General features: G+C 67.2%; 19 protein-coding genes. 13 read left to right on the top strand and 6 right to left on the bottom strand.

What is annotated here, in order from left to right; genetic code table 11:
* Nucleotides 1-14: 14 nt before the first annotated feature.
* A complete protein-coding gene (locus tag ARTH_RS14090) occupies nucleotides 15-1,355 on the bottom strand; it encodes a glutamyl-tRNA reductase (RefSeq protein ID WP_043429913.1) in 1,341 nt (446 codons plus the stop codon).
* A 158-nt stretch (nucleotides 1,356-1,513) separates the two neighbouring features.
* Here ARTH_RS14090 and hemE point away from each other — a divergent pair, with 158 nt between their 5' ends.
* The 10 genes from hemE (at nucleotide 1,514) to hemL (ending at nucleotide 12,626) form a co-directional block, all read left to right on the top strand.
* Nucleotides 1,514-2,635, top strand: coding sequence for a uroporphyrinogen decarboxylase (gene hemE / locus ARTH_RS14085; protein WP_011692612.1), 1,122 nt, complete (start codon nucleotides 1,514-1,516; stop codon nucleotides 2,633-2,635).
* A gap of 4 nt (nucleotides 2,636-2,639) precedes the next feature.
* A complete protein-coding gene (locus ARTH_RS14080; RefSeq protein ID WP_011692611.1) occupies nucleotides 2,640-4,115 on the top strand; it encodes a protoporphyrinogen/coproporphyrinogen oxidase in 1,476 nt (491 codons plus the stop codon).
* Between the two features lie 72 nt (nucleotides 4,116-4,187).
* Nucleotides 4,188-5,105, top strand: coding sequence for a hypothetical protein (locus ARTH_RS23910; RefSeq protein ID WP_198011512.1), 918 nt, complete (start codon nucleotides 4,188-4,190; stop codon nucleotides 5,103-5,105).
* A 120-nt stretch (nucleotides 5,106-5,225) separates the two neighbouring features.
* The gene (gene hemQ / locus ARTH_RS14065; RefSeq protein WP_011692609.1) at nucleotides 5,226-5,939 is read left to right on the top strand and encodes a hydrogen peroxide-dependent heme synthase; all 714 of its coding nucleotides are present in this window, start codon (nucleotides 5,226-5,228) and stop codon (nucleotides 5,937-5,939) included.
* Nucleotides 5,936-7,216, top strand: coding sequence for a ferrochelatase (locus ARTH_RS14060; protein WP_011692608.1), 1,281 nt, complete (start codon nucleotides 5,936-5,938; stop codon nucleotides 7,214-7,216). The genes hemQ and ARTH_RS14060 overlap by 4 nt, the downstream gene beginning before the upstream one ends.
* Nucleotides 7,213-8,211, top strand: a complete 999-nt coding sequence (hemC, locus tag ARTH_RS14055; RefSeq protein WP_011692607.1) for a hydroxymethylbilane synthase — start codon at nucleotides 7,213-7,215, stop codon at nucleotides 8,209-8,211. The genes ARTH_RS14060 and hemC overlap by 4 nt, the downstream gene beginning before the upstream one ends.
* An 18-nt stretch (nucleotides 8,212-8,229) precedes the next feature.
* Nucleotides 8,230-9,159: a uroporphyrinogen-III synthase gene (locus tag ARTH_RS14050; RefSeq protein WP_011692606.1), complete on the top strand. Its 930-nt coding sequence runs from the start codon at nucleotides 8,230-8,232 to the stop codon at nucleotides 9,157-9,159.
* The gene (hemB, locus tag ARTH_RS14045) at nucleotides 9,156-10,139 is read left to right on the top strand and encodes a porphobilinogen synthase (RefSeq protein WP_011692605.1); all 984 of its coding nucleotides are present in this window, start codon (nucleotides 9,156-9,158) and stop codon (nucleotides 10,137-10,139) included. Before ARTH_RS14050 ends, hemB begins: the two co-directional genes overlap by 4 nt.
* Nucleotides 10,136-11,269, top strand: coding sequence for an LLM class flavin-dependent oxidoreductase (locus tag ARTH_RS14040; protein WP_011692604.1), 1,134 nt, complete (start codon nucleotides 10,136-10,138; stop codon nucleotides 11,267-11,269). The genes hemB and ARTH_RS14040 overlap by 4 nt, the downstream gene beginning before the upstream one ends.
* 13 nt (nucleotides 11,270-11,282) lie before the next feature.
* Nucleotides 11,283-12,626: a glutamate-1-semialdehyde 2,1-aminomutase gene (gene hemL / locus ARTH_RS14035; RefSeq protein ID WP_011692603.1), complete on the top strand. Its 1,344-nt coding sequence runs from the start codon at nucleotides 11,283-11,285 to the stop codon at nucleotides 12,624-12,626.
* 103 nt (nucleotides 12,627-12,729) lie between these two features.
* Here hemL and ARTH_RS14030 read toward each other — a convergent pair whose 3' ends face one another.
* The 4 genes from ARTH_RS14030 to ARTH_RS14015 all read right to left on the bottom strand — a co-directional run bounded on the left by ARTH_RS14030 (nucleotide 12,730) and on the right by ARTH_RS14015 (nucleotide 16,523).
* Nucleotides 12,730-13,572, bottom strand: a complete 843-nt coding sequence (locus tag ARTH_RS14030) for a MetQ/NlpA family ABC transporter substrate-binding protein (protein ID WP_011692602.1) — start codon at nucleotides 13,570-13,572, stop codon at nucleotides 12,730-12,732.
* 155 nt (nucleotides 13,573-13,727) lie between these two features.
* The gene (locus ARTH_RS14025; RefSeq protein ID WP_011692601.1) at nucleotides 13,728-14,399 is read right to left on the bottom strand and encodes a methionine ABC transporter permease; all 672 of its coding nucleotides are present in this window, start codon (nucleotides 14,397-14,399) and stop codon (nucleotides 13,728-13,730) included.
* The gene (locus tag ARTH_RS14020) at nucleotides 14,396-15,475 is read right to left on the bottom strand and encodes a methionine ABC transporter ATP-binding protein (protein WP_011692600.1); all 1,080 of its coding nucleotides are present in this window, start codon (nucleotides 15,473-15,475) and stop codon (nucleotides 14,396-14,398) included. Before ARTH_RS14020 ends, ARTH_RS14025 begins: the two co-directional genes overlap by 4 nt.
* A gap of 283 nt (nucleotides 15,476-15,758) precedes the next feature.
* Nucleotides 15,759-16,523 (bottom strand): 3'-5' exonuclease, encoded by a 765-nt coding sequence (locus ARTH_RS14015; protein ID WP_011692599.1) that lies wholly within the window; start codon nucleotides 16,521-16,523, stop codon nucleotides 15,759-15,761.
* Nucleotides 16,524-16,605: 82 nt separating this feature from the next.
* On the opposite strand from ARTH_RS14015, the gene ARTH_RS14010 reads away from it, so the two are divergent.
* The 3 genes from ARTH_RS14010 to ARTH_RS14000 all read left to right on the top strand — a co-directional run bounded on the left by ARTH_RS14010 (nucleotide 16,606) and on the right by ARTH_RS14000 (nucleotide 24,019).
* Nucleotides 16,606-17,022 carry an MGMT family protein gene (locus ARTH_RS14010; RefSeq protein ID WP_011692598.1) on the top strand — a complete coding sequence of 139 codons (417 nt, stop codon included), beginning with the start codon at nucleotides 16,606-16,608 and terminating at the stop codon, nucleotides 17,020-17,022.
* Between the two features lie 116 nt (nucleotides 17,023-17,138).
* Complete coding sequence (locus ARTH_RS14005; RefSeq protein ID WP_052309795.1) at nucleotides 17,139-20,471, top strand: ATP-dependent helicase; 3,333 nt, start codon at nucleotides 17,139-17,141, stop codon at nucleotides 20,469-20,471.
* On the top strand, nucleotides 20,468-24,019 hold the full coding sequence (locus ARTH_RS14000; RefSeq protein ID WP_011692596.1) for an ATP-dependent helicase: 3,552 nt from the start codon (nucleotides 20,468-20,470) through the stop codon (nucleotides 24,017-24,019). The genes ARTH_RS14005 and ARTH_RS14000 overlap by 4 nt, the downstream gene beginning before the upstream one ends.
* Here the strand turns inward: ARTH_RS14000 and ARTH_RS13995 are convergent.
* Nucleotides 23,991-25,196 carry a macrolide 2'-phosphotransferase gene (locus ARTH_RS13995; protein WP_011692595.1) on the bottom strand — a complete coding sequence of 402 codons (1,206 nt, stop codon included), beginning with the start codon at nucleotides 25,194-25,196 and terminating at the stop codon, nucleotides 23,991-23,993. The genes ARTH_RS14000 and ARTH_RS13995 overlap by 29 nt on opposite strands.
* Between the last annotated feature and the right edge of the window lie 127 nt (nucleotides 25,197-25,323).

Genomic DNA, 25,323 nt, shown 5'->3' with positions numbered 1-25,323 from the left:
CAGTGTAAGGGAAGCTAGGCGGTTTCCCGCCGGACGTCAGCCGGCGCCTGGCCTGCCCGGCCGTGGTCCACGGGGCATTCGGCGGCCGGAGCCGCGGCCGGCTGCTCAACGGTGATGCCGTACAGCGCATCAAGTGCCGCGATGTACTGCTCCTGCTGTCCGTTGGAGGCCAGCTCACGGGCGCGGACGGTGGGAACGTGCAGCAACTGCTTGACCATCCGGCGCAGTGCGAACTCGACTTCCTCGGCGGCGGCGGTGCAGCCGTGGCGTGCCCGGACCTTCTCCATTTCGGCGTCAAGGACGTTCATGGTGTGGCGGCGCAGGGCGACGATCGCCGAGTCGACGGACCTGGCTTCGCGCTCCTGTTCAAAAGCTGCGGCGGCGCCGGTGACAATGCCGCTGGCCTGCGCCAGCGACTCGGCCTGCTCCTGGGGGGCAGCGAGCCGCACGGATTCGAGCGTCAGCAGCTCCACGCCGTCGAGCTCTCCAACGGCCGGATCGAAATCATGGGTAAGTGCCAGATCGATGGCGATCAGCGTCTGGGCGGACCCGGCCCGCACGCGGGCGAGCTCCTCCGCTTCCACACGGGTGTCAGAGCCGCTGCAGCCGATCATGACATCCGCTGCGGCCACCGCGGCGGGAAGTGTATCGGAGTCGAGGGCCTTGCCTCCGCGCGTTGCCACGAAGCCTTCGGCGCGTCCGGAGGAGGAAAAGACGGAAATGTCCGTGCAGCCGCGTTCACGGAGCAACGACATGGTGGCCCCGGCATAGGCGCCGGTACCGAAGACCACAGCCTTCTTGGCGGACCAGTCGGGGTTCTCGGAAAGGTCGGTGGCCAGATCCAGGGCCACCGAGACGATGGACAGTCCCCGTGATCCCAGCGCAGTCTGGGCGCCGACATCCTTGGCGGTCTTGGACGCGGCCTGGAAGAGGCGGACGAGGCCGGAGCTGGCAGTGCCTTCGTGCTGGGCATTGATGAGAGCGCGGCGAACCTGTCCGGCGATTTCGCGTTCGCCCACCACTGCCGAGTCCAGGCCGGAGCTCACGGCGAAAAGGTGCTGGCTGACCTCGCCGCCTGTGCGGGTATTGAATGAGCGGGAGACCAGCTGCTCGTTGAGCCCGGTGCGTTCACTTATTTGGGCGACAAGGGCGGCCCGTGCCGCTTCCACGTCATCAGGGTGGGGCGCTTCGCCATAGATTTCGAAGCGGTTGCAGGTGGCAAGCACCACCGCACCCTTCACGGCCGGTGACCCGGAGAGTGCGGATGTAGCCAGCTCGGAAGCACCGGTGCTCAGTTGAGCAACGGTCTCGAGGTCGATGTCGGCGTGTGTAGCCACCAATGAAAAAAGAACCACAGCATCACAATCATAGCTTTTGACTCGCGGCGGAGAACAACAAAGCTCCGTGGCAAAGGGCACCAGGGGCTGTGATTCCCGCCACGGAGGTCCGCGGCGGGCCGCGGATGACAGCCTGTCGTTATCTTTTGCGATCGATTTTAGGGACAATCGGAGTCATGACTTCAAGCGCTGCAACGTCCAACGGCACGGTATCCGACGTCCCGTTCTCCGATGCCACCCTGGATGCAGGACACCCGCTGATGGACGGCCGCACGGCTGATTCGCCGCTCATCACCGCCTACCGCGGCGGCAAGCCGACCCGCCGTCCCGTCTGGTTCATGCGGCAGGCAGGACGCTCCCTGCCCGAGTACCTGAAGGTGCGCGAAGGCGTGGCCATGCTGGACTCCTGCCTGCGACCCGAGCTGGCCTCGGAGATCACGCTGCAGCCGGTGCGACGGCACGACGTCGACGCAGCCATCTTCTTTTCGGACATCGTCATTCCGCTGAAGCTCGCCGGCGTGGGAGTGGACATCGTTCCGGGCGTCGGTCCGGTCCTGGACAAGCCGGTCCGCACCGCCGAGGACGTCGCGGCACTCCCGCAGCTGACCTGGGAAGCGCTGGAGCCCATCCGGGAAGCCGTCCGGCTCACCGTGGCCCAGCTGGGCAAGACCCCGCTGATCGGTTTTGCGGGCGCGCCGTTCACCCTCGCCGCATACATGGTGGAAGGCAAGCCTTCCCGCGACCACCTCGGCCCGCGCACCATGATGCACGCAGATCCTGAAACCTGGAATGCGCTGGCCAACTGGGCTGCCGACGCGTCCGGCATGTTCCTGCGCGCCCAGCTTGAAGCCGGCGCTTCCGCGGGCCAGCTGTTCGATTCCTGGGCGGGCTCGCTGGGACTGGCCGATTACAAACGCTTCGTGGCCCCGGCCTCCGCCCGCGCGCTGGACCACGTCCGCCACCTCGGCGCGCCACTGATCCACTTTGGAACCGGTACATCGGAACTGCTGGTGGCGATGCGCGACGTCGGCGTCGACGTGGTGGGGGTCGACTACCGGCTTCCGCTGGACGAAGCCAACCGCCGGCTGGGCGGCACTGTGCCGCTGCAGGGCAATATCGACCCCGCGCTGCTGTCAGCCCCGTGGGCAGTCCTCGAGGCCCACGTCCGGGAAGTCATCAAGGCGGGATCCTTCGCGCCCGGACACGTCCTGAACCTGGGCCACGGCGTGCCGCCGGAGACCGACCCGGACGTCCTGACGCGCGTCGTCGAACTCATTCACTCCATTTCCCCGGAGTAATCCGGTGAGCGGAGCCACGCCGGAACCGTCCGTGACCTCGGCCGCGGTGGTGGGCGGCGGCATTTCGGGTCTGCTCTCGGCCCTGGAGCTTGCCAAAGCAGGCCGGCACGTCACCGTCCTGGAAGCCGGCGAGGCCTGGGGCGGCTGCGTAGGCAGCCACGTGGTGGGAGGCCTGACGCTGGACAGCGGGGCGGAGTCTTTCGCCACCCGCTCGAGTGCCGTGGCGGACCTCGCGGCGGAGCTCGGCATCGCCGGCAAAATTGTTGCGCCCCATCCTGGCGGGGCCTGGGTCCAGCTCCCCGAGGGTGCCCGGGAACTGCCCAAAACCGGTGTCCTGGGTATTCCGGCCAACCCGTGGGACCCCGAAGTCCGGCGGACACTGGGGTTCGCAGGCTCCCTCCGCGCTTCCGTGGACAGGTTCCTCCCGGCTTCGGTGGGGACCCGCGCGGCCATCACCAGCGTGTCGGCCCTGGTCCGGCAGCGGATGGGCCGCCGCGTCCTGGAACGCCTCGTGGAACCTGTGGTGGGCGGCGTCCATTCAGCCGATCCGGCGCTGCTCGACGTTGACATGGTGGCGCCCGGAGTCCGGGCCGGCATACGGACCCATGGCTCCCTGGCAGCCGCCGTTGCCGCCCAGCGCCGTGGAACCGCAGCGCAGGGTGCCAAAGCCGGATCCGCGGTCGCCGGACTGCGGGGCGGCATGCACTCGCTGGTCACCGCGCTGGTAGCCGAACTGCGGCGTCGCGGCGTGACACTCCTCACCGGTACGCGGGCGGACGCTGTGGCCAGGACCGCGGACGGCTGGCGGGTTTCGGCGGGGGAACGGATGTACGACGCCGGCCTGCTGGTAGTGGCGCTTGACGGCCCCTCCGCCGTCGGGCTGCTGCAGGATGCCGTACCCGGCTTGACGGAGCACCGGCCCGACGCCGGTCCCGATGTAAAGCTTGTGACCCTTGTTGTTGACCTCCCGGAACTGGACCGCCGGCCGCGCGGAACCGGCATCCTGGTGGCTCCGCAGACACCCGGCATCCAGGCCAAAGCGCTGACCCACGCCACCGCGAAATGGGACTGGCTGGCGGCGGCGTCGGGGCCCGGCACCCATGTCGTCCGGCTGTCCTACGGCCGGGGAGAGGGGCCGCGGCAGGATGGCAGCCCCGAGGCGCAGGATGCCGCCGCCGGCCCGCCGGGCGGTGCCGGGCCGGGGGCCGGTGACGAGGGGCTTTTTCAGGCTGCTTTACGGGATGCCTCCTCCCTCCTGACGGTGCTTGTCACAGCCGATGACGTGCTCGACTGGGACGTTGTCAGCTGGGGCGGAGTGCTGCCGTTCGCCGCCGTGGGCCACCGCCAGCGGGTGGCGCAGGTCCGCAGGGTCTGCGCCGCTGAAGGAAGCCTCGTGATGGTGGGCGGGTGGCTGGCCGGCAACGGCCTGGCCGCCGTGGTGGATGACACCAAAAGGCAGGTTGCGGACGTTCTACGCTAGCCCGCGAGTAACGTGTGCCGGGCTCCTTTGCAAGTTTCTAATGGCACGTATTTCTGGCTAGGGTCGATGACTATGGTCATTCAGAAGTCCGAAGAAACTCGAACGCTGACTGGTTTCCATGGGGGTCTTCGGCGCGGCACTGCAGCAGCGGCGCTCGGAGCGGTACTAGTCCTTTCCGCAGGTGTTCCTGCATCCAACGCTGTCTCCCTCGTCCCGGCTCCGGACACTACGGACGGCGCCGACGCCGCCGCCACGACGTCCGTGCAAGCGGGCGTTCCTTCGCTGGATGTCTGGGCATCCGTGGTCCTGGGTCCCAAGCCGGATCCCACCCGCCCGTCCGCACCGGGAAACGGCAAGCCGAAACCGCCGGGGCAGCGGACCCAGCCCACGCCGTCGCCGACTCCGACGACCGACCCCGTCACGCCCGCGCCGTCGCCCGTGCCGACGTCACCCACCCCGTCTCCGTCAGTGCCGTCGCCCTCCGGAGGCACCGTTCCGCCGTCGGGAACTCCCGCACCATCGCCCGCCGGCGGAGCTGCAGTTCCGCCGCAGGCGCCTGCGGCACCTGCCCCGGGCACCGGATCGGCACCCGCCGGCATTCCGGCGGCTCCGCCGGTTCTCCCCGGATCTTCCGCACCCGTTGCTCCCGCAACCGGGACAACCACTCCCGGTCCGTCGGCTGGAGTGCCTGCCCCGGCCGGGGCGGCCCGGCCATCAGGCAGCAAGGCCGCGGGGCCCGCTGCGGCTGCTCCGGCGTCCGCATGGAAGACCACGAACATGTTCGGTCCGGCTAACATGGCCGTCCTGACCTCTGCCGGCGTCGTTCCCCTTTCCGGCCCGGGCTACGGCGTGTCCAGCGCCCCGGTGATGCGGTCGGCTGTGAGCGTTTCGCCCGTCGGTGAATTGTCGCCCCAGGTCTGGTGGGGTGCCGGACTTGTGGCACTGGCCTGCGCCGCAGGCGTTGCCTACGTCCGGATGCGTCGGATCTAAGCCGGCCGTCCGCCGTCCTTCCCGGCCCAATCGCCTAAATATGTGAAATAGCACACTTCTACACGTTGTAGAAGTGTGCTGTTTCGACTTACGTGGCATTGAAGGGGCAGACTGGTAACCATGAGCCACACTTCTGCCGAATCTGTCAGTAAAACCGAAAATTCAGTAGCCGAAGAAACAGAGCAGTTCTTCACTCTCTGGACGGTATTCAAGCGCTCCTCCGACGTAACCCGCAGCGGCGATGCTGCCGCGGACTTCGAAGCCCTGCTGGGCCGCCTGGCCGACGGAGGAGTGGTCCACCGGGGCAGCTACGACGTTTCGGCAATGCGTGCGGATGCGGACATTATGGTGTGGCTCCACGGGCCCAAGCCCGAGGCCCTGCAGCAGGCCGTCCGTGACATCCGCCGCAGCACGCTTTTCGCCGGCACCGAGATCGCCTGGTCCGCCATGGGCGTGCACCGCGAGGCGGAATTTGCGAAGAACCACACCCCGGCATTTTCCCGCGGCGTGGAACCGGCCGAATGGCTGTGCGTGTACCCGTTCGTCCGCTCCTACGAGTGGTACCTGCTCCCCGACGCGGAACGCGGCGCCATGCTTCGCGACCACGGACTGCTGGGCCGCGACTTCCCGCAGGTCATCTCAAACACTGTCTCCTCCTTCGCCCTGGGCGACTGGGAATGGATCCTCGGCCTTGAGGCCCCTGAACTGGTGGACCTCGTGGACCTGATGCGCCACCTGCGCGCCACCGAGGCCCGGCACCATGTCCGCGAAGAAATCCCCTTCTACACCGGCCGGCGGGTTACCGCCGGCGAGATCGCCGAGGTCCTCGCATGAGCCCGCTTGAATCACAGGAGGCACCGGCCTCGGTGACGGCCGTCAACCCGGTCACCGAATCCGGGCGTATGGCTCCGAAGGAATACGACGCCGTCCTCCTCGCCTCATTCGGCGGGCCTGAGGGCCAGGATGACGTCATCCCCTTCCTCCGCAATGTCACCCGGGGGCGCGGAATCCCCGACGAACGGCTTGAAGAGGTTTCGCACCACTACCGTGCCAACGGGGGCATCAGCCCGATCAACCAGCAGAATCGCGAGCTCAAGGCCGGGATCGAAGCGGAACTCTCGGCCAGGGGCATCAACCTGCCCGTTTTCTGGGGCAACCGCAACTGGGACCCCTACATTCCGCAGACCCTCCAGGACGTGTACGACGCCGGCCACCGCAAGGTCCTCATGGTCACCACGAGCGCCTACTCCTGCTATTCCAGCTGCCGCCAGTACCGCGAGGACATCGGCATGGCGCTGACCGAGACCGGCCTGGACGGGAAGCTGGAAGTGGACAAAGTCCGCCAGTACTTCGACCACCCGGGCTTCGTGGAGCCCTTCGTGGAAGGGACCGCTGCCGGCCTTGCCGACGTCCGCGCCCAGCTTGCCGCGGTTGGTACTCCGGACGCACCGGTCCACATCCTGTTCGCCACGCACTCCATTCCGACGCGTGACGCTGAAGCTGCCGGACGCTCCGAGGGTGAACCGCGCACCTTCGCTGAAGGCTCGGCCTACGTGGCGCAGCACCTGGCATCCGGCGCCGAGGTCATCCGACGTGTCGAGGAAGAATCGGGCCTGACCGCCCCATGGTCCCTCGTTTACCAGTCCCGTTCCGGTGCTCCGTCCGTTCCGTGGCTCGAACCGGACATCAACGACGCCATCGAGGAGCTTGCCGGCGAGGGTGTCAAGGGAATCGTGATCGTCCCCCTGGGTTTCGTCAGCGACCACATGGAGGTTGTCTGGGACCTGGACACCGAAGCGCTGGAAACGTGCCGCAACCTTGGCCTGTCCGCAACCCGGGTGCCCACCCCCGGCACGCACCGCAAATTCGTGAGCGGCATCGTGGACCTGGTCTGTGAGCGCACTGCCGCGAACAATATTGCCGACCGGCCGCACCTCACCGACCTGGGGCCCTGGTATGACGTCTGCCGCCCCGGCTGCTGCGCCAACTTCCGGGGCGAGAAGCCCACCATCGCAGGAGCTGACACCTCAGTGGGCACAGGCCACGCCTCCTACCCTTCTGGTTCGGCTGACACTCCGGCTGCCCAGGCGGCGGGACAGGACTCACTGTGACGGTCCGCATCGGGACGCGTGCCAGCAAGCTGGCGTTGACCCAGACCCAGCAAACAGCCGACCAGCTCGCCGCCATTGGCGGGTTCCCCGTGGAACTGGTGCACATCAGGACGGACGGGGACGTCCTGACCGGTTCGCTCTCGCAGATGGGCGGCACGGGAGTTTTTGTGGCGGCCTTGCGGGAGGCGCTCCTGCGGGACGACTGCGACGTTGCCGTGCACTCGCTCAAGGACCTGCCCACCGGAGCCGCGCCCGGGCTGAACCTCGCCGCGACGCCGAAGCGCGTCGACGTCCGTGACGTGCTCTGCGCGCGCGACGGTTTCAAGCTGGCCGACCTCCCGCAGGGCGCCCGGGTGGGAACCGGTTCCCCGCGCCGAGCGGCGCAGCTCCGCGCGGCCCGTCCCGACCTTGACGTCGTGGACATCCGTGGCAACGTGGACACCCGCCTGGGTCGTGTTCCCGGCCTGCCGGGCAACACCACGGATGCCGTGGTGTTGGGCAAATCCTGCGACCTCGACGCCGTCGTGTTGGCCGCCGCCGGCCTCGAGCGCATCGGCCGGCTGGACACCGTTAGCGAATATCTCGAAACAGATGTCATGCTTCCGGCCGCCGGCCAGGGGTCGCTTGCCATCGAGTGCCGCACTGCGGACGCTCCGCGAAGAACGGGATCCACCGAAGGGTCCCAGGGGCCGCTGGCCCAGGCGCTGGCAGCCCTGGACGACACGGACACCAGGCTCGCGGTTACGGCCGAACGGGCGCTCCTGGCCCGTCTGGAGGCAGGGTGCGCAGCCCCGGTGGGTGCCTACGCCTTCCGCAAGGGAAGCATGCTCTACCTGGAGGCCGCCGTCTGCGCTGTCGACGGGTCAGCCACCGTCCGCGACAAGCGGGCGACGGACGGGCTCACCGAGGTCGGCGCTACGCTTCTTGGCATCGAACTGGCTGAGGCGCTGCTGGCAGCCGGTGCAGCCGACATCGCGGACCTTGCCGCTTCCTGAACCGGCGGAGCCGGGCAGATGATGGGGCGGCGCAGTGCCCGCGGTGAGGGCCGCCACGGGCTGCGCGTCCTCGAGGGCGCCCGCGTCCTGGTCACACGCAGCCCGGACCGGGCAGGGGCGCTCCTCGCGGCCCTTCGGGAAACCGGCGCCGAACCGCTGCTGCTGCCGCTGATCGACTTCGAACGCGCCCGGGACCTGCACTCCTTGGAAGTCGCCTTCGACGCCCTGGGCGCCGGCGCGTACACCTGGCTGGTGATCAGCAGCGTCACCACCGTGCAGGCCCTCGAGGAGCTCGCCCGTGAACGGGGCTCCACGCTGAGCCGGTGGCTGCCCGGCTCCCTCCAAGTGGCCACCATTGGCCCCGCCACACGTCGCGAACTGGAATTACGCGGAATCACTGTTGACCTGGCCCCGGCCCGGCTCCAGTCCGGCGTCGGACTCCTGGACATCTGGCCGCAAGGCCAGGGCAGCGTATTCCTGCCCCAGGCAGACATAGCAGATGCCCGGCTTGCCGAGGGGCTGGAATCACTAGGCGCCAGGGTTCAGGCTGTCACCGCCTATCACACGGTGGACTATCCGGCCGATCCGGCCCGCAGCTTCACCCCTTCCGTCGGCAACGATGCGTCAGCCGCGCCCCCGGGCACTGGAGTGCTCACCCCTGCCGAAGCAAAAGCCGAGCTCGACGCCGGGCGGCTCCACGCCGTCGTCGCTGCTTCACCCAGCGCTGCCCGCCGCATCCATGCGGGGCTGTCGCCGCTCGGCGAGTGCAGGTTCGTGGCGATCGGACGTTCAACGGCAGCTGAGGCGGAGTCGCTGGGCCTGCCGGTGGCCGCCGTCGCTGAGGAACCAACAACATCCGGCCTGGTGTCCGCCGTCATCGAGGCCCTTGCACCAGGACATGCCACCCCACCGCCCGCCACCGAGACCTACGTGAAGGACAGAACATGAGCTTCCCGACCCACCGCCCCCGCCGGCTCCGCACCACCCCGGCCATGCGCAGGATGACGGCCGAAAACCGACTGGCGGCCCCGGAGCTGATCCTTCCCGCGTTCATCCGCGAGGGGCTCACGGAACCCAACCCCATCGCCTCCATGCCCGGCGTGGTGCAGCACACCACCGATTCGCTCAAGAAGGCAGCGGCCGAGGCCGTGGAACTGGGTGTCGGCGGAATCATGCTTTTCGGCATCCCCGCCGAGCGCGATGCCCGGGGTACCGCGTCGCTGGATCCCGACGGAGTGCTCAACAAGGCCATCCGGGACGTCCGCGCTGAAGTGGGCGATGACCTGGTGGTCATGAGCGACGTGTGCCTGGACGAATTCACCGACCACGGCCACTGCGGCGTCCTCGATGACGAAGGCTACGTGGACAACGACGCGACGCTGGAGATCTACGCGGCGATGGCCGTGGCGCAGGCGGACGCCGGGGCGCACATGCTTGGCCCCTCGGGAATGATGGACGGCCAGATCGGCGTGATCCGGCAGGCGCTGGAAGACGCCGGGCACACCAACACGGCCGTGGTGGCGTACGCCGCAAAGTACGCCTCCGCGTTCTATGGTCCGTTCCGGGAAGCCGTGGATTCCCAGCTCAAGGGCGACCGCCGCACGTACCAGATGGACTCCGCCAACCGCCGCGAGGCCCTCCTCGAAGTGGAGCTGGACCTGGCCGAAGGCGCCGACCTGGTGATGGTGAAACCCGCCATGAGCTACCTGGACATCCTCGCCGACGTCGCGGCCATCAGCACCGTGCCCGTGGCTGCTTACCAGATCTCGGGGGAGTACTCCATGATCGAGGCGGCCGCCGCCAACGGCTGGATCGACCGGCGCGCGGCCATTACCGAATCCGTGCTCGGCATCAAGCGGGCCGGAGCCAACATGGTCCTGACCTACTGGGCGTCCGAGCTCGCCGGCTGGCTGAAGGAGTCCCGATGAGCGAGGCGTCCGGTACCGGAGACGCCGGGCCTTTGGCCCCCGCCGCGGCGCCCGCCCACAGCCCCACCGCTCCCGTCGGCCCCGGGAAGGTGCTGCTCGGCCTGAACACTTTTGGCGACGTCGGGGTGTACCCCGACGGGCACCCGGTGCCGCACGCGCAAGTGCTTCGCCAGCTGCTGGAACAGGCGGAGCTGGCGGACGACGTCGGACTCCATGCCTTTGGCGTGGGGGAGCACCACCGCAAGGACTACGCCGTCTCGGCACCCGAGGTGTTCCTGGCCGCCGCCGCAGCGCGGACCAAGCGCATCCGGCTGGGGTCGGCCGTGACCGTGCTGAGCTCGGATGACCCCATCCGCGTCTTCCAGCGTTTCTCCACGGTGGATGCCATCTCCAGCGGCCGCGCGGAAGTCATGCTGGGCCGCGGGTCCTTCATTGAATCCTTCCCGCTGTTTGGCCTGGACCTTGCCGACTACGAGATCCTCTTCGAGGAAAAGCTCGAGCTCTTTGACAAGGTCCGCGCGCAGAAGCCCGTCCATTGGGAAGGGCGGACCCGTCCGGCCATCAACGGGCTGAGCGTCTATCCGCCGCTGGAGCACCATCTGCTGCCGGCCTGGATCGGCGTAGGCGGAACCCCTGAGTCCGTGCTGCGCTGCGCGCAATACGGCTACCCGATTATTTTCGCGATCATCGGCGGCGAACCGCGATCCTTCGCTCCGCTGGCCAACCTTTACCGCGAGGCCATGGCCAAATACGGACACCCGATGCAGCAGGTGGCCACCCATTCGCCCGGACATGTGGCCGAAACAGACGAGGAAGCGCGCGAGGAGTTCTTCCCGCACTGGCTGGGACTCCGGAACAGGCTCGGAGCCGAACGCGGCTGGGGTCCGGGAAGCCGGCACGAATTCGACGCCATGTGCACCCCCGAGGGCGCCCTCTATGTGGGGTCACCGGAGACGGTTGCGCGCAAGATCGTCCTGCTCAAACGGAACCTGGGCGTGGACCGCTTTGATCTCAAGTACAGCAGCGGCTCCCTGCCCCATACCGCGATGATGCGGTCCATTGAACTGCTTGGTACAGCGGTGGCACCCAGGGTGGCCCAGCTCCTGTCCGGGCACGCATCCGGAAACTGAAAGAATAGGAACCATGACTTCCAGCTCTCCTCGCAATGAGGCACTCTTCGACCGTGCACGCCAGCTCATGCCGGGCGGCGTCAACTCCCCCGTCCGGGCTTTCGGCTCCGTGGGCGGGACCCCCCGGTTCATGGTGTCCGCAAAAGGCGCGTACCTGACCGATGCCGACGGTGCCGAGTATGTGGACCTGGTGTGCTCGTGGGGTCCCGCGCTGCTCGGCCACGCCCACCCGGCCGTGCTCGAGGCGGTCCACGCCGCCGTGGACCGCGGACTCTCGTTCGGTGCCTCTACTCCGGACGAAGCCAACCTGGCTGCGATCGTCAAGGAACGGGTGCCGGCTGCCGAACGCGTCCGGATGGTGTCCACCGGAACTGAAGCCACCATGACCGCCATCCGCCTGGCCCGCGGCTTCACCGGACGCGACCTGGTAATCAAGTTCGCCGGCTGCTACCACGGCCACCTCGACGGGCTCCTGGCCGCGGCCGGGTCCGGTGTGGCCACCCTGGCGCTGCCCGGTTCCGCCGGCGTCACGGCCGCCACCGCCGCCGAGACCCTGGTCCTTCCGTACAACGACCTCGCCGCCGTGGAGGCCGCGTTCGCCGCCCATGGCAGCAACATCGCCGCCGTCATTACGGAGGCGGCACCCGCCAACATGGGTGTGGTTACGCCCGGCGAAGGCTTCAACGCCGGACTTTCGCGGATTACCCGCGAACACGGCGCCCTGCTTATCGTGGACGAAGTCCTCACCGGCTTCCGTACCGGATACTCGGGCTACTGGGGCCTCACCGGCGGTGCGGCAGACGCCGCCGAACCGTGGAGCCCGGACCTCCTCACCTTCGGCAAAGTCATTGGCGGGGGCATGCCGACGGCGGCTCTCGGCGGCCGTGCCGACATCATGGACTACCTTGCGCCGCTCGGTCCCGTCTACCAGGCAGGCACCCTGTCCGGAAACCCCGTCGCCATGGCAGCCGGCGTCGCCACCCTGGCCCATGCCACCCCTGAGGTGTACTCGTTCATCGACGCACGCTCGCTGGAGCTTTCCGCTGCGCTGTCCTCGGCACTGGATGCCGCCGGGGTGGACCATTCCATCCAGCGGGCCGGCAACCTGTTCTCGGTGGCCTTCGGCACCTCGGCGCGGGGCGTCCACAACTACGACGACGCCCAGGGCCAGGAAGTGTTCCGGTACGCGCCGTTCTTCCATTCGATGCTGGACTCCGGGGTCTACTTGCCGCCGTCTGTCTTCGAAGCCTGGTTCCTTTCCGCCGCCCACGACGACGCCGCCATGAACCGGATCTTCGACGCACTTCCCGCCGCAGCCAGGGCTGCAGCGTCGGCAGCGGTGCCGGCCGGGCTGTAACGGCTCACAACAGAAGTCCCCGCCTCCCGCACGAGTCCCCGCTAAAAGCGAAGGGGAAACGTCCGGGAGGCGGGGACTTTTGCTAAAGCTGTGAAACGGAGGCTTAGAAGGCCACCGTCACGTCACCGTTGGGCCATTCCTTCTCGATGAAGGCCTTGACCTCGGGGGAGTGCAGGAGTTCATCCAGCTTCTTGATCCGGACGTCGTCCTTGGAGTCCTCGCGCCAGGCCAGGAAGTTCGCGTAGGGGTTGTTCTCCACGGACTCCACTGCGAGGGCGTCCTTGGTGCTCAGGCCGGCCTTCAGGATGAAGTTGCCGTTGATGAGCGCCAGGTCCACTGACGGGTCCTTGAGGTCGTTGATCAACAGTTCAGGCTGGTTCTCGGAGAACTTCAGCTTCTTGGGGTTCTGCTCGTCAGTCAGGGTCAGCACGGAGGAATCATCCTTGATGTCCTTCACCAGCCCGGCTACCTGGAGGACCTTGAGGGCCCTGACCTGGTTGGAAGGGTCATTCGTGATGGCAACCTTGGCACCCTCCTGGATGTCCTTGATGTCCTTGACCTTTTCCGAGAACGCGGCGTACGGCTCGATGTGGACGCCTTCGCCGTGGCCGAACTTGTAGCCCTTGGTCTTGACCTGGTCCTCAAACCACGGCAGGTGCTGGTAGTAGTTGGCGTCCAGCGAGCCGTCGCTCAGGGCGGTGTTCGGCGTCTGGTAGTCCTCGATTTCCTTGATGTCCAGCTTCAGGCCGGCCTTCGGCGCGAGGTCCTGGTTGATGAACTCCAGGATCTTCGCCTGCGGGACCGGGCTGGCGCCGACGGTCAGGGTGGCGGGCTTGGCGGGGTCAAGGGTCGTGGCCTCGGAGCTGGGGCTGGACGAGCCGCCGCAGGCCGTCAGCGCCAGTGCGGTGACTATACCGGTGGCCAGGAGGGAGAGTGATTTACGCATCGGATGCGTTCCTTTCGAATTGCTGGGAGTTCGACGGCGGGCTTGCGCCCGGCGCCCGCTCCGGCACAGATGCAGCGGGAGGCTACCTGCTGCGGTGAAGATCGCCGTGGCCGTTGGACGACGGCTGATGGTGAGGGTTTAGCGGTGGTAATGGCTTAGCGGTGGTCGAGGCTGCGGGAGATCTGTTCGCCCACGAGCTGGATGACCTGCACCAGGACGATGATCAGCACGATGGTCACGATCATGACCGTGACATCGAAGCGCTGGAAGCCGTAGTTGTACGCCAGCTTCCCCAGTCCTCCGCCGCCCACCAGGCCGGCCATGGCCGAGTACCCCACCAGGGTGACCACGGTGGTGGTCGTGGCGGCTACCAGGGCCGGGAGTGATTCGCGCAGCATCACCTTGTTGATGACCTGCATCTTGGTGGAACCCATGACCTGGGCGGCGTCGATCTTGCCATGGTGGACGTCCCGGAGGCAGGTCTCCACCAGGCGTGCAAAGAACGGAATGGTGCCGATGGACAGCGATACCGAGGCCGCCACCGGTCCCAGGCTCGTGCCGGTCAGCAGGCGGGCCAGCGGGATGAGGGCGACCATCAGGATTGCGAACGGGATGGAGCGGGTGATGTTGACGATCACGTCACTCATGATCCGGTTGGTGACAGGCATCGGACGCAGGCCGCCCGGCGCCGTGACGTGCAGGAAGACGCCCAGGGGAAGCCCAACCAGCACTGTAAAGAAGGCCGAAATTCCGACCATCTGCAGGGTTTCTACGATTGCTTCGGGCAGGGCCTTGGCAAGGACGGGGTTGCTGAAAATGTCGTTCATGGGTTCCTTCCCGTCACGTCGTTCAATTCAGCAGCATCCGCTTCTGCAGGGTCCGAATCGAGGGGGTCGCCGGCTGCTGTGCTGGTCGCGGCCAGTTTTGCGCCTATTCCGCGCTGGTGGAGGTAGTTGAGGACGGCGTCGTAGTCCGCATTTTCAGCGAGCTGCACACGGAGGTGCCCGAACTGCTGGCCGCCCAGGGTCTCGACGCTGCCGGCCAGGACATTCAGGTCGATGTCAAAGTGCCGCGCTACGCCGGTGAGGACAGGTTCCTTTGCATTGTCACCGGCGAACAGGATTTCCAGGACCGGTCCGCCCTGAAGCGCCCCCTTCAGGGGTTCGGACGCCGGCAGGGGCAGGAGCGCCTTGGCCAGTTTGCTCTCGAGGTCTCCGGCCACGTCCTTGAGGGCGCCGTGCTCGATGATCCGGCCCTTGGACAGCAGGGAGACCGAGTCGCAAACGCGCTTCACGACGTTCATTTCGTGCGTGATGATCAGCACCGTCAGCTGCAAGCGCTTGGTGAGGTCCTGGATCAGGTCCAGGATTTCATCAGTGGTCGCGGGGTCCAGGGCCGAGGTCGGCTCATCGCATAAGAGCACATCGGGGTCGGCGGCCAGGGCCCGGGCGATGCCAACGCGCTGGCGCTGGCCACCGGAAAGCTGGGAGGGGTAGGCGTTCTCGAAGCCTTCGAGTCCTACGAGGGACAACAGCTCGGACACCTTGGCCCGGATCTTGTCCTTCGGCGTTTTGACGAGCTCCAGGGGATGGGCCACGTTGCCGGCCGCAGTGCGTGAATCCATGAGGTTGGCATGCTGGAAAACCATGCCGATGCGGCGCCGCGCCGCACGGATTTCGGAGTCCCGGACGGAGCTCAATTCTGTGCCGTCGATGCTGACCGAGCCGGACGTCGGACGATCCAGCAGAGTGAGGCAGCGCACCAGGGTGGACTTTCCGGCGCCTGAATGGCCAATGATTCCATGAATGGAACCTTTGGGAACGGAAAGGGTGACGCCGTCGAGGGCCAAGACTTCCTTTTTCCCCTGGCGGTAGACCTTTCGAAGGTCAGTAACTGTGATCATTTATCCTCAGGAGTTGGCCTCGGGCAGGGCATAGCACAAGCACGCTTTTGAACTTAATTATGTCAGCGGACCCTGAAGCGAGCCACTTCCGCATAATATTCGGCTTGGGGTGCTGCTGCCCGCATAAAAGTGCGCCGAGACCCCCCGGTGGCGCTACTCGTGCGGCCCCACAGGGGCAGGCCAAATTGGAGGGGACGAAGCTGCCGGTAGCTGAACGCGCCGGAGACTGTGATCCTCATCCCAGGGGGCGGGCCTCTCCCGGGTGCCCAGCCCGGGGCAGTGGCTAAAAGTCGCCCTTGCTGGCGTCTTCAGGGGGGAGGACGGGCCATTCGCCCTCTATCACGGCGGCGGGCTTGGTCTTGCGCAGATAGGTCTGGAAGTCTGCGGCCTGGCTGGCCGCCCAGCCGACCTGCAGCTGATGGAGCTGCCCGGCTGCCATTCGCAGCTTGGGAAACTTGCCGGCCATGGCGTCAAGCATCCGGAGCGTCGCGAGGGCGTCCGCGGCGGACGTGTGGGCGTTGTCAAGGTTGACCTTGTATTCCTCGCACAGTGCGGTCAGCGTCCTCTTGCCCTTGCGGAACCGGTCCACCTGCTTGTTCATGATGTAGGGATCCAGCACGGGGAAGCGGTTCAGCTGCGGAATGCCGTAGCGGGCCGATTCGGCAGCCAGCACCGTGAAGTCATAGCTTGCGTTGAACGCAATAACCGGGATCCCGTCGTCGAACAACCCCTGCAGCACCGAGGCCAGTTCGCGGGTCACCTCCGCGGCCGGACGGCCCTCCAGCCGGGCTCTTTCGGTTGTGACGCCGTGGACTTCGCTGGCTTCGGCGGGGATCTCGATTCCAGGATCCGCGAGCCACTCATGTTCCGTGATGACACTTCCGTCCGCGTCCACCACCGTGACCGACGCCGTGACAATCCGCGCGGCGCGCGAGTTGCGGCCGGTGGTCTCCAAGTCGAATGCAGCCCGCGGCCGCTTGTCCCACGTGCCGGTAGCCGTGGTGGCGGTGCTGGTGCTACTCGTGGTGATGGTGTTCCTGCTGCTCATGCTTCAAAACTACCTGCTGCCACCGACAGTTTTGTGCCAGGCCGGTGGCGTGCCGCCACAAGGTACCCGCTACGCTGGATCCATGCGCACGGAGTATGTCGAGGCGGTGCTGGCCCTGGTTCAGCTCGTTCCTCCGGGATCAGCTGTGGCGTATGGGGATGTTGCTGAGCTCCTCGGGTCAGGCGGCGCACGGCAGGTGGGCTCCGTCATGAGCCACCACGGCAGTTCCGTTCCCTGGTGGCGCGTGTTGAGGGCAAACGGCGAAGCACCGCAGGGGCTGGAAACCGAAGCCTTGAACTTCTACATCCAGGAAGGCACTCCGCTTCTTGGCCGCTACCTGGACTTCCTCCGGACCGGGGAAGGCCGGTGGCGCGTTGACCTTACCGAGGCAAGGTGGGCCCCCGTCGACGGTGATTTTGACCTCATTGACCTGATTGCAGAGCGGTTGGAGCGGCGGCTCCATAAAATGTCCGCCCCCGATGATGAAATGACTGTGTGACACTTACCAGCGATTCCCCGGAGGTCCGTTCCGGGCCACGAGTCCAGTCCGGCCGGAGGGCAGATGGGCAGCCCGGCCAGCTAACAGTCGCCAGGCCAGCCGGATCGCCCGCCGGCCTGAGACTCCTCCCTCCCCGCCAGGCCCACAGCGCCGTTCCTGTCCTCACACCGGACCAGCAGGCGGCCGTGGACGTCCCCCACGGGTCCGGCCCGGTGCTGGTTCCGGGTGCTCCCGGGACGGGAAAATCCACTGTGCTCATTGAAGCAGCAGTGCGCCGGGCAGAGCGCGACGGCCTGGATCCGGAAAGAATGCTCGTGCTGGCCCCGAGCCGCCTCGCTGCAGACTCGCTCCGGGACCGTTTCACGGCCCGCCTCAACCGGAGCCTGAGCACGACGCCGGCACGCACCTGGGCATCGTATGCCTTCGACCTGATCCGGCGTGCCAAGGCGGAAGGCATCCTCCCGCTGCCGCGGCCGCCACGTCTGCTGTCCGGACCCGAGCAGGACCTAATTATCAAGGAACTGTTGGAAGGACACACCCTGCCGGGCCTTGAGCTGCCGTGGCCGGACGATCTCGGTGCCGCTCTGGAAACCCGTGGTTTCCGTCAGGAAGTACGCCAGCTCTTTGACCGGATCATCGAATCCGGCCGGACGCCCGCCGACCTGGTGGCTTTGGCCCAGCAGTGCAACCGTCCCGACTGGATCGCTGCGGCCGCACTGTACGCCGAGTACCGCGACGTCCTGGACCTGCGGATGCCGGAGGCATTCGACCCCGCCGGAATCATCACGGCGGCCCGCCAGATCTTCCAGGACGCCCCCGAATTCCTGGCCGCCGAGCGGGAACGCCTCCAGCTGATCCTGGTGGACGACATCCAGGAAGCCAACCCGGCGGTATTCGAACTGTTGGCGGATATCGCGGCAGGCAAGGACGCCTACGTGGCATTCTCCCCGGACACTGTCGTCCAAGGTTTCCGCGGCGCCCGCCCTGACCTCACAGCTGAGTTGCCCCACCTGCTGGCTCCAGCGGACGCAACCGGACGCAGCCCCCGGGATGCCGCCGCACCGGGTACTGCCCTGGAGCGCCCGCTCTGGCGTACGCACCGCCATACTCCCGCCGTCGCCCAGGCCTGGCTTTCGGTGGCGGGACGGATCTCCCAACGGGCAGGCAGCCAGTCGGCGCGCAGGTTGGAGAGCGCCGAACCGCCATCCAACCGTCCCGAGTCCGGCGCGGTCCCGGCATGCGGCGGAGTCGAGGGCCATATCCTTCCGTCGCCGGTCCAAGAGCTGCGCTACGTAGCCCAGCGCATCCTGGACGCGCACCTGAACGACCGTCGTGAGCTCGGCGACATCGCGGTGATCGTGCGTAACGGCGGGCAGCTGAACCAGCTGCAACGGCACTTGGCCGGCCACGGCATTCCCGTCCGCGTTCCTGTAGCGGAGTCCGCCGTCCGGGACGAAGTGGCGGTCCGCCCCCTGCTTGATGCCTATGCTGTGGCGCTGGATCCCGCGGTGCTGACCCCGGAAGCGGCAGTGGCACTGCTGACATCCCGGATCGGCGGAGCGACCTCCATCGAGCTGCGCCGGCTGCGCCAGTCGCTGCGCCGCGAGGAGATCCTCGGCGGCGGTGGCCGCACCAGTGATGCGTTGCTGGTCGAGTCGCTGCTTGAACCGGGCGCCTTGGCCACCACAGGTATCGAGGGCCGCTCCGCGAGGCGTGTGGCGCGGATGATCGAGGCCGGCCGGGAGGCGGCCCGGGCACCGGGGGCAAACGCGGAGACGGTGCTTTGGGCATTGTGGAACTCCACCGGGCTTGCCGCACGCTGGACTGACGCGGCACTGGCCGGCGGAGCGGCGGGGGCGCGGGCAGACCGCGACCTGGACGCCATGATGGCCCTGTTCCACACAGCCGAACGCTATGTTGACCAGTTGCCGGGGTCAGGGCCGGACCAGTTCCTTGAGTACCTGCTCAGCCAGGAGCTGCCCATGGACACCCTGGCGGCGCGCGCGCAGCTGGAGGATGCCGTTGAACTCATGACGCCGGCGAGTGCCGCCGGACGTGAATGGCCTGTGGTCATCATCGCCGGCCTGCAGGAAGGAGTGTGGCCCAACACCAGGCTCCGGGGAGAACTCCTGGGCAGCACGCTGTTCGCCGACGCCGTGGAGCACGGGGTGGACCACGCCCTGCAACTCGGGCCAATCAGTAGGTTGCGGGAAATCCGGTACGACGAACTCCGCAGCTTTTCCACAGCGGTGTCCCGTGCCCGCGAACTGCTAATCTGCACCGCCGTGTCGTCAGAGGACGAACAGCCCTCCTCCTTCCTCGACTACGTCGCACCGCTGCATCCCGGGCAGGACCGGCGGACCTTCACCCCGGTGGAACGTCCCATGACCCTCCGCGCCCTCGTGGCCGAACTTCGGCAGCACGCGCAGCTTGACGGGAGGTTTGCCGCTGAATCCGTCGAAGCAGCCAGGGTCCTGGCAAGGCTCGCCGCTGCCGAGCCTTCCGTTCCCGGCGCCCATCCCGATTCCTGGTGGGGCCTCGCTGCCCTGTCTTCGGAGGAACGGATCGTTCCGCCCGGAGGAACAGTGTTCGTTTCGCCGTCCAAGGTGGAATCCGTCCAAAAGTCGCCCCTTGACTGGTTCATCCAGGCTGTCGGTGGTGAAGCAGCCACCGACTTCGCCAGGAGTCTGGGAACACTGGTCCACGCCATCGCACAGGATCTCCCGGACGCTTCGGGCTCGGAATACCTCGTGGAACTGGTCCGGCGGTGGCCGGCCCTCGGCATGAAGGATAACTGGGAAGGCAAGCTGGATTTCCAGCGTGCCGAGGGAATGGTCCGGAAGCTCGCCCAGTACGTCCTGGTCATGCGCAGCGAAGGCAGGAGCCTTGTCGGCGTCGAGCGGGACTTCGAAGTGAAACTGCCAGACATCGTGGACATCCCGCAGCCGGAAACCTTGGTACCTGCGGCAACCGATGCTGAGCCCGAGGTCAGATCCGCGGTACTCCGCGGTCAGGTGGACCGCCTGGAGATCGATGCCGAAGGACGCCTGGTGATCGTGGACCTCAAAACGGGCAAACGCCAGCCGTCGAAGGCAGACCTGGCCCGCCATCCCCAGCTGGGTGCTTACCAGGCCGCGGTAGTGGCCGGGGGGTTCACCGAACCCGGCACGGCGGAAGGTGACCTTCAGTCCGGCGATAGTCAGCCGGGTGGCGCTGTCCTTGCCCAGCTTGGCACGAGCAGTAAAAGCCCGGGCATCCAGGTCCAGGAGCCGCTGGACGGCTCCGACAACAACTGGGCACTCGACATGGTGAACGATGCCGCACGGCTCATGTCCGGCAGTGTCTTCGAGGCGCGCCACGATCCGGCAAAATCTGGTCACGGCGGCCATGGCTGCCGGCTGCCGGAGGTCTGTCCTCTCTGTCCGCGCGGAAAGCAGGTTACTGAATGACTACGCCACCCGACGTCCCGCCCGCCCGGTTTTCCCCGGAAGAGCTGACTGCCATGCTGGGCGAACGCAACAGCCCCACCGCTGAGCAGTCCGCCATCATTTCCTCGCCGCTCACCCCGCGGCTGGTTATTGCCGGTGCCGGGTCCGGCAAGACCGCCACCATGGCGGATCGTGTGGTGTGGCTTGTTGCCAACGGCTGGGTCCGGCCGGAAGAAGTCCTGGGCGTGACGTTTACGCGCAAGGCGGCCGGGGAACTGGCCAGCCGGATCCGATCCAAGCTCTCGGCCCTGCAACGGATTGCGGCGGAGGACACCGGCCACAGGATATTTCCCGAGGGCCTGCTCAGCGAGGATGCCCTGGAACCTAAAGTTTCCACGTACCACTCCTACGCCAGCGGCATCGTGTCCGACTACGGGCTCCGGCTCGGTGTCGAACGTGATGTTGTCCTCCTGGGCGGGGCGCAGGCCTGGCAGCTGGCTAGCGAAGTTGTTGAGGCTTTCGACGGCGAATACGAACATTTCCGTGCTGCCAAATCGACGCTCGTCAAAGCCGTCATCCAGCTCGCGGGCGAGTGTGCCGAACACCTGCGCGATCCGGCCGAGGTGCAGGAATGGCTGATGGAGCGGGTCGCGGAATTTGAAGGCCTGCCCTACGTGGCCGGGGCCAAAAAGAACCCGACACAGGCTGCCGGAGAACTCGGCGCCATGCTGCGCACCAGGGCGAGCGTCGCCGAAATGGTGGGCAGGTATGCTGACGCGAAGCGGGTCCGCGGGGCGTTGGATTTTGGTGACCTGGTGGCGCTCGCCGCGCGGGTCGCCAGTGAGATTCCGCTGGCCGCCGAAGTGGAACGCCAGCGGTTCAAAGTGGTGCTGCTCGACGAATTCCAGGACACCTCGCATGCCCAGCTAGTGCTGTTTTCCAGGCTATTCGGCGGCGGCCACGCCGTGACAGCCGTGGGCGACCCCAACCAGTCGATCTACGGGTTCCGGGGGGCGTCTGCCGGCCAGCTCTTCCATTTTGTTCGGGAGTTCCCTGCCCTGGCCGGCGATTCGTTTGCCGTGGCACCCACCTCCTACCTGACAACCGCGTGGCGTAACGGGCGCAACATCCTTTCCGCGGCCAACGTTATTTCGGCGCCCCTTAGCGCCGCCGCGCTGCAAGCCGGCCCGGCGGGGGAGCGGCAGTCGGCGGGTTCCGTGGAGGTCCCGCCGCTGCAGCCCAGTCCGGCTGCGGCCGAGGGGAAGGTTGTCATCGGACGCTTTGCGACGGATGAGGATGAGGCCAGGGCCATCGCAGCGGATGTCCTGCGCTACCGCCTCACAGATTTCGAGGAACCCGTCGGCGCCGACCGCGTAGCTCCTGCGATGGCGGTCCTGTGCAGGCGCCGCGCACAGATGGAATGCGTCCGGCGTGAGTTCGAGCTGCGCGGGATCCCCTACGAAATCGTGGGCCTCGGTGGCCTCTTGGACACCCCGGAGATCGTGGATCTGGTCGCCACGCTGCGAGTACTCGCGGATCCGGGACGTTCGGATAGCCTCATGCGGCTTCTGGCCGGAGCGCGCTGGCGCATTGGCCCGGCTGACCTCATGGCATTCCGGGACTGGTCATCATTCCTCGCGCGCCGCCGGGGGAATCCGCGGACGGACGCAGATGAAGCTGACGATCCGGACGCCGCGGTGATCGAGAGCGACATCACCGATTCGCCGAGCCTTGTGGAAGCCTTGGACTGGCTGCCGCGGGAAGGATGGACCTCGGCCCACGGCCGGACGCTGAGCCCTGCAGCCCTCGACCGGCTGCATGCCTTGTCGGCCGAACTCCGGCAGCTCCGCGGATTTATGGGCGATGACCTCACGACGCTTCTGGGCGAAGTGGAACGGGCCATGCTCCTCGACATCGAGGTGGCGGCCCGCCCCGGCGTCAGCATCCACCAGGCCCGGCGAAACCTGGACGCATTCCACGATGCCGCGGCAGGATTCCTCCACACCTCGCACCGCGTCGATGTCCTCGCGTTCCTGGCCTGGCTGGAAGCAGCGGCAACGGAAGAGGGCGGGCTGGACGTCGCGGCCCCGGAGGTCAACCACGAAGCGGTGCAGCTGCTGACGGTGCACGCGTCAAAGGGCCTGGAGTGGGACGTTGTGTTCGTTCCCGGCCTGAACGCCGGAGCGTTTCCGAGCAGCCGGGATTCGCGGTGGAGCAGCGGAAGCGCTGCCTTGCCCTGGCCGTTGCGGGGAGACCGTGCCGACCTGCCCCAGTGGGACACGGACCAGCCGGATCAAAAGGGCTGGCTGGACGCCGAAAAGAACTTCAAAGCCGACGTCCAGGCGCACGGAGAGGCCGAAGAACGCAGGCTCGCCTACGTGGCGTACACCCGGGCTAAGTTCGTGCTGTGGGTTTCGAGCGCGGCCTGGGTCGGTTCCCGGGCCGGTATGGCGGAGATGTCGCCATTCCTCTCGGAGCTGGCGCCCCTTGCAGGGATCGGGGCAGGTGAAGCCGAAACCGTGGCGGCGGAGGGCAGCACCCGCGGGCGGACGGAAGCGGCGGCCGGGACCGCCGCCGTCGTGCATGCCGCATCGGTGGAGGAATCATTAGTGCCGGCAGAAAGTCCGTTGACCCAGGACCTCGAACTGGCCCACTGGCCGTATGACCCGTTGGAAGGACCGGCCGATCCGCGCACCGGTGCCAGGCTCAGGCTGGTTCCGGGACGGCGGGCAGCGATGGAGGCAGCCGCCGGGCGGGTCCGCGAAGCCTTGGCCGCTGGCCCCGATACGGAGCCGGCGGCGGATTCGGACGCAGGGGAGGGGCCCCGGCAGCTCCGGAGCTTCGCGGCCAACTGGGCGAAGGAAGCTGACCTGTTGTTGGAGCGCCGCCATCGCAGGGCCACCGTGCAGGACGTCCACCTGCCGGGCCACATTTCCGCGTCAACGTTCGTGGATCTCGGTGACGATCCTGCAGCAGTGCTTGCGCGGCTGCGGCGGCCGGTTCCCAGGGAACCGGGGATGTCCGCCCGTAAAGGAACGGCTTTCCACGCCTGGGTGGAAGAGCACTTCGGTAAGGCGGGCATGTTGGAGCTGGATGAGGCCCCCGGTTCGGACAGCCACATTGACGAGGCCTACGGGCTGGATTCCATGGTGGAAACATTCAGGAATTCGGAGTGGGCGCACCGTGCTCCCGCCCATGTGGAGGTTCCGGTGGAGACGCGCATAGGGGAGGTTGTGGTGCGTGGCCGGATCGATGCCGTGTTCCGGGACGCCGACGGCGGCTGGGACCTGGTGGACTGGAAGACGGGCCGACGCCCGGCCGCGGGACAGTTGAAGGTGAAGGCTGTCCAGCTGGCCGTCTATCGTCTTGCCTGGGCGCGGCTCAAGGGAGTTCCGCTCGACAGTGTCCGGGCAGCGTTCTACTACGTGGGGGAAAACCAGGTGGTGCGCCCCCACGACCTTGGCACAGCCGAGCAGCTCGAGGACATCGTTACGGCTGCCCTCGGCGGAACGACAGCCCTGCTCAACGCCTCCGGCCCCGCTAGTGGGACTTCGCGTCCACAATCTTGAGGGCAGCGGTGGACGTGTCGTCTGCTGCAGGCGGGGCCGGGGGAGCTGTTTCTCCCGGCCCGTCAGCAGCCCGGCCGGAGTCGCTGTCCGCTGGTGCTGGTCCCGATGCCGGGGCATCGGGTTCGGCGGACTGTTCGACCGGGATGGGTGCCACGTGCACGGCGGGCATGGCGGCGGCCGTTGACGGTTCGTCCAGCGGCACAGGTTCCACCTGCACGGCCGGGACGGACTGCGGCAACGGTTCCACGCTGATGGGCTGACCGCCGTGCTCAGCGATGTCCGCGGCCAGCGACGCCAGCATTTCCTCGGCTTCGCCGATCATGGACTGGTCCCCGGCGGCCAGCCCCTTGACCAGGTACTGGGCGAGCGCGAACTCGGCAGAGAGCGCCGCCCGGCGCAGCAGGTGGGCATCGGGTGCATCCCTGCGGCTCGATGTGTAATGGCGCAACACGGCGTCGACAAAACCCTGTTCATTGGAGGCCACCAGCCACGCCATGTCGTCGGCGGGATCGCCGATGCGCAAATCTGTCCACCCGGTCACAGCCGTCACGCGCTGGCCCTCAACCAGGATGTTGTCTTCGTGCAGGTCGCCATGGACCACGCAGGGATTGAACCGCCATAGGGACACATCCTCCAAGGCGTGCTCCCAGCGGCGCAGCAGCACGGGAGGGATCTTCCCCGTGGTTGCGGCCTGGTCGAGTTCATTGAGCCTGCGCTGCCTGAACTCGTTGGGGGTGTAGCTGGGGAGGTCGGCGTTGCTGACCAGGGTCCGGGGAAGGTCATGTATCGCAGCCAGTGCCGCGCCCACTTCCCGGGCGAGGCCTTCCGGTCCCGCAGTCAGCTCTTCCACGCTGCGGGTGGTGCCAGCCAGATGCGAGTATACAAACGTGCTCAGCGCGCCCTGCCGGACGGTCCCTGCCACCGTGGGCATCAGGAAGGGCAGCTCGGCCCTGATTCCCGGGGCGAACGCGCGGAGGACCATGAACTCCGTTTCCAGCCGGGCGCTGGCCTCCGCGTGGCGCGGTGAGCGTACCCGCCACTGCTTCCCTTCGGAATCCAGGAGAAGTGCCGAATCGAAGTCCGCCGGATCGTCGGGGGCGGAACTCACGGCGGTGGGCGTCAGTCCGGGGACTGCCGCGGTTGCTACAGCTGCCAGTTCGATCGGTTTTCTTCTCACCCATCCACGGTAGATTGACTGGCGCCCAACATGGCGATGTACTACGGCGAGTCTCCAGATCGTGACGATTTCCCTTGCCAAGGCAGCACGTGGAACGCTTCCCCGCGCGGCTGTAGCGCCCGGAGCA

Origin of the sequence: Arthrobacter sp. FB24, from assembly GCF_000196235.1 — a bacterium.
In the GTDB taxonomy this organism is placed as follows: domain Bacteria; phylum Actinomycetota; class Actinomycetes; order Actinomycetales; family Micrococcaceae; genus Arthrobacter.
Note: the sequence above shows the minus strand (reverse complement) of the source record. Positions and strands in the feature narration are given on the sequence as shown.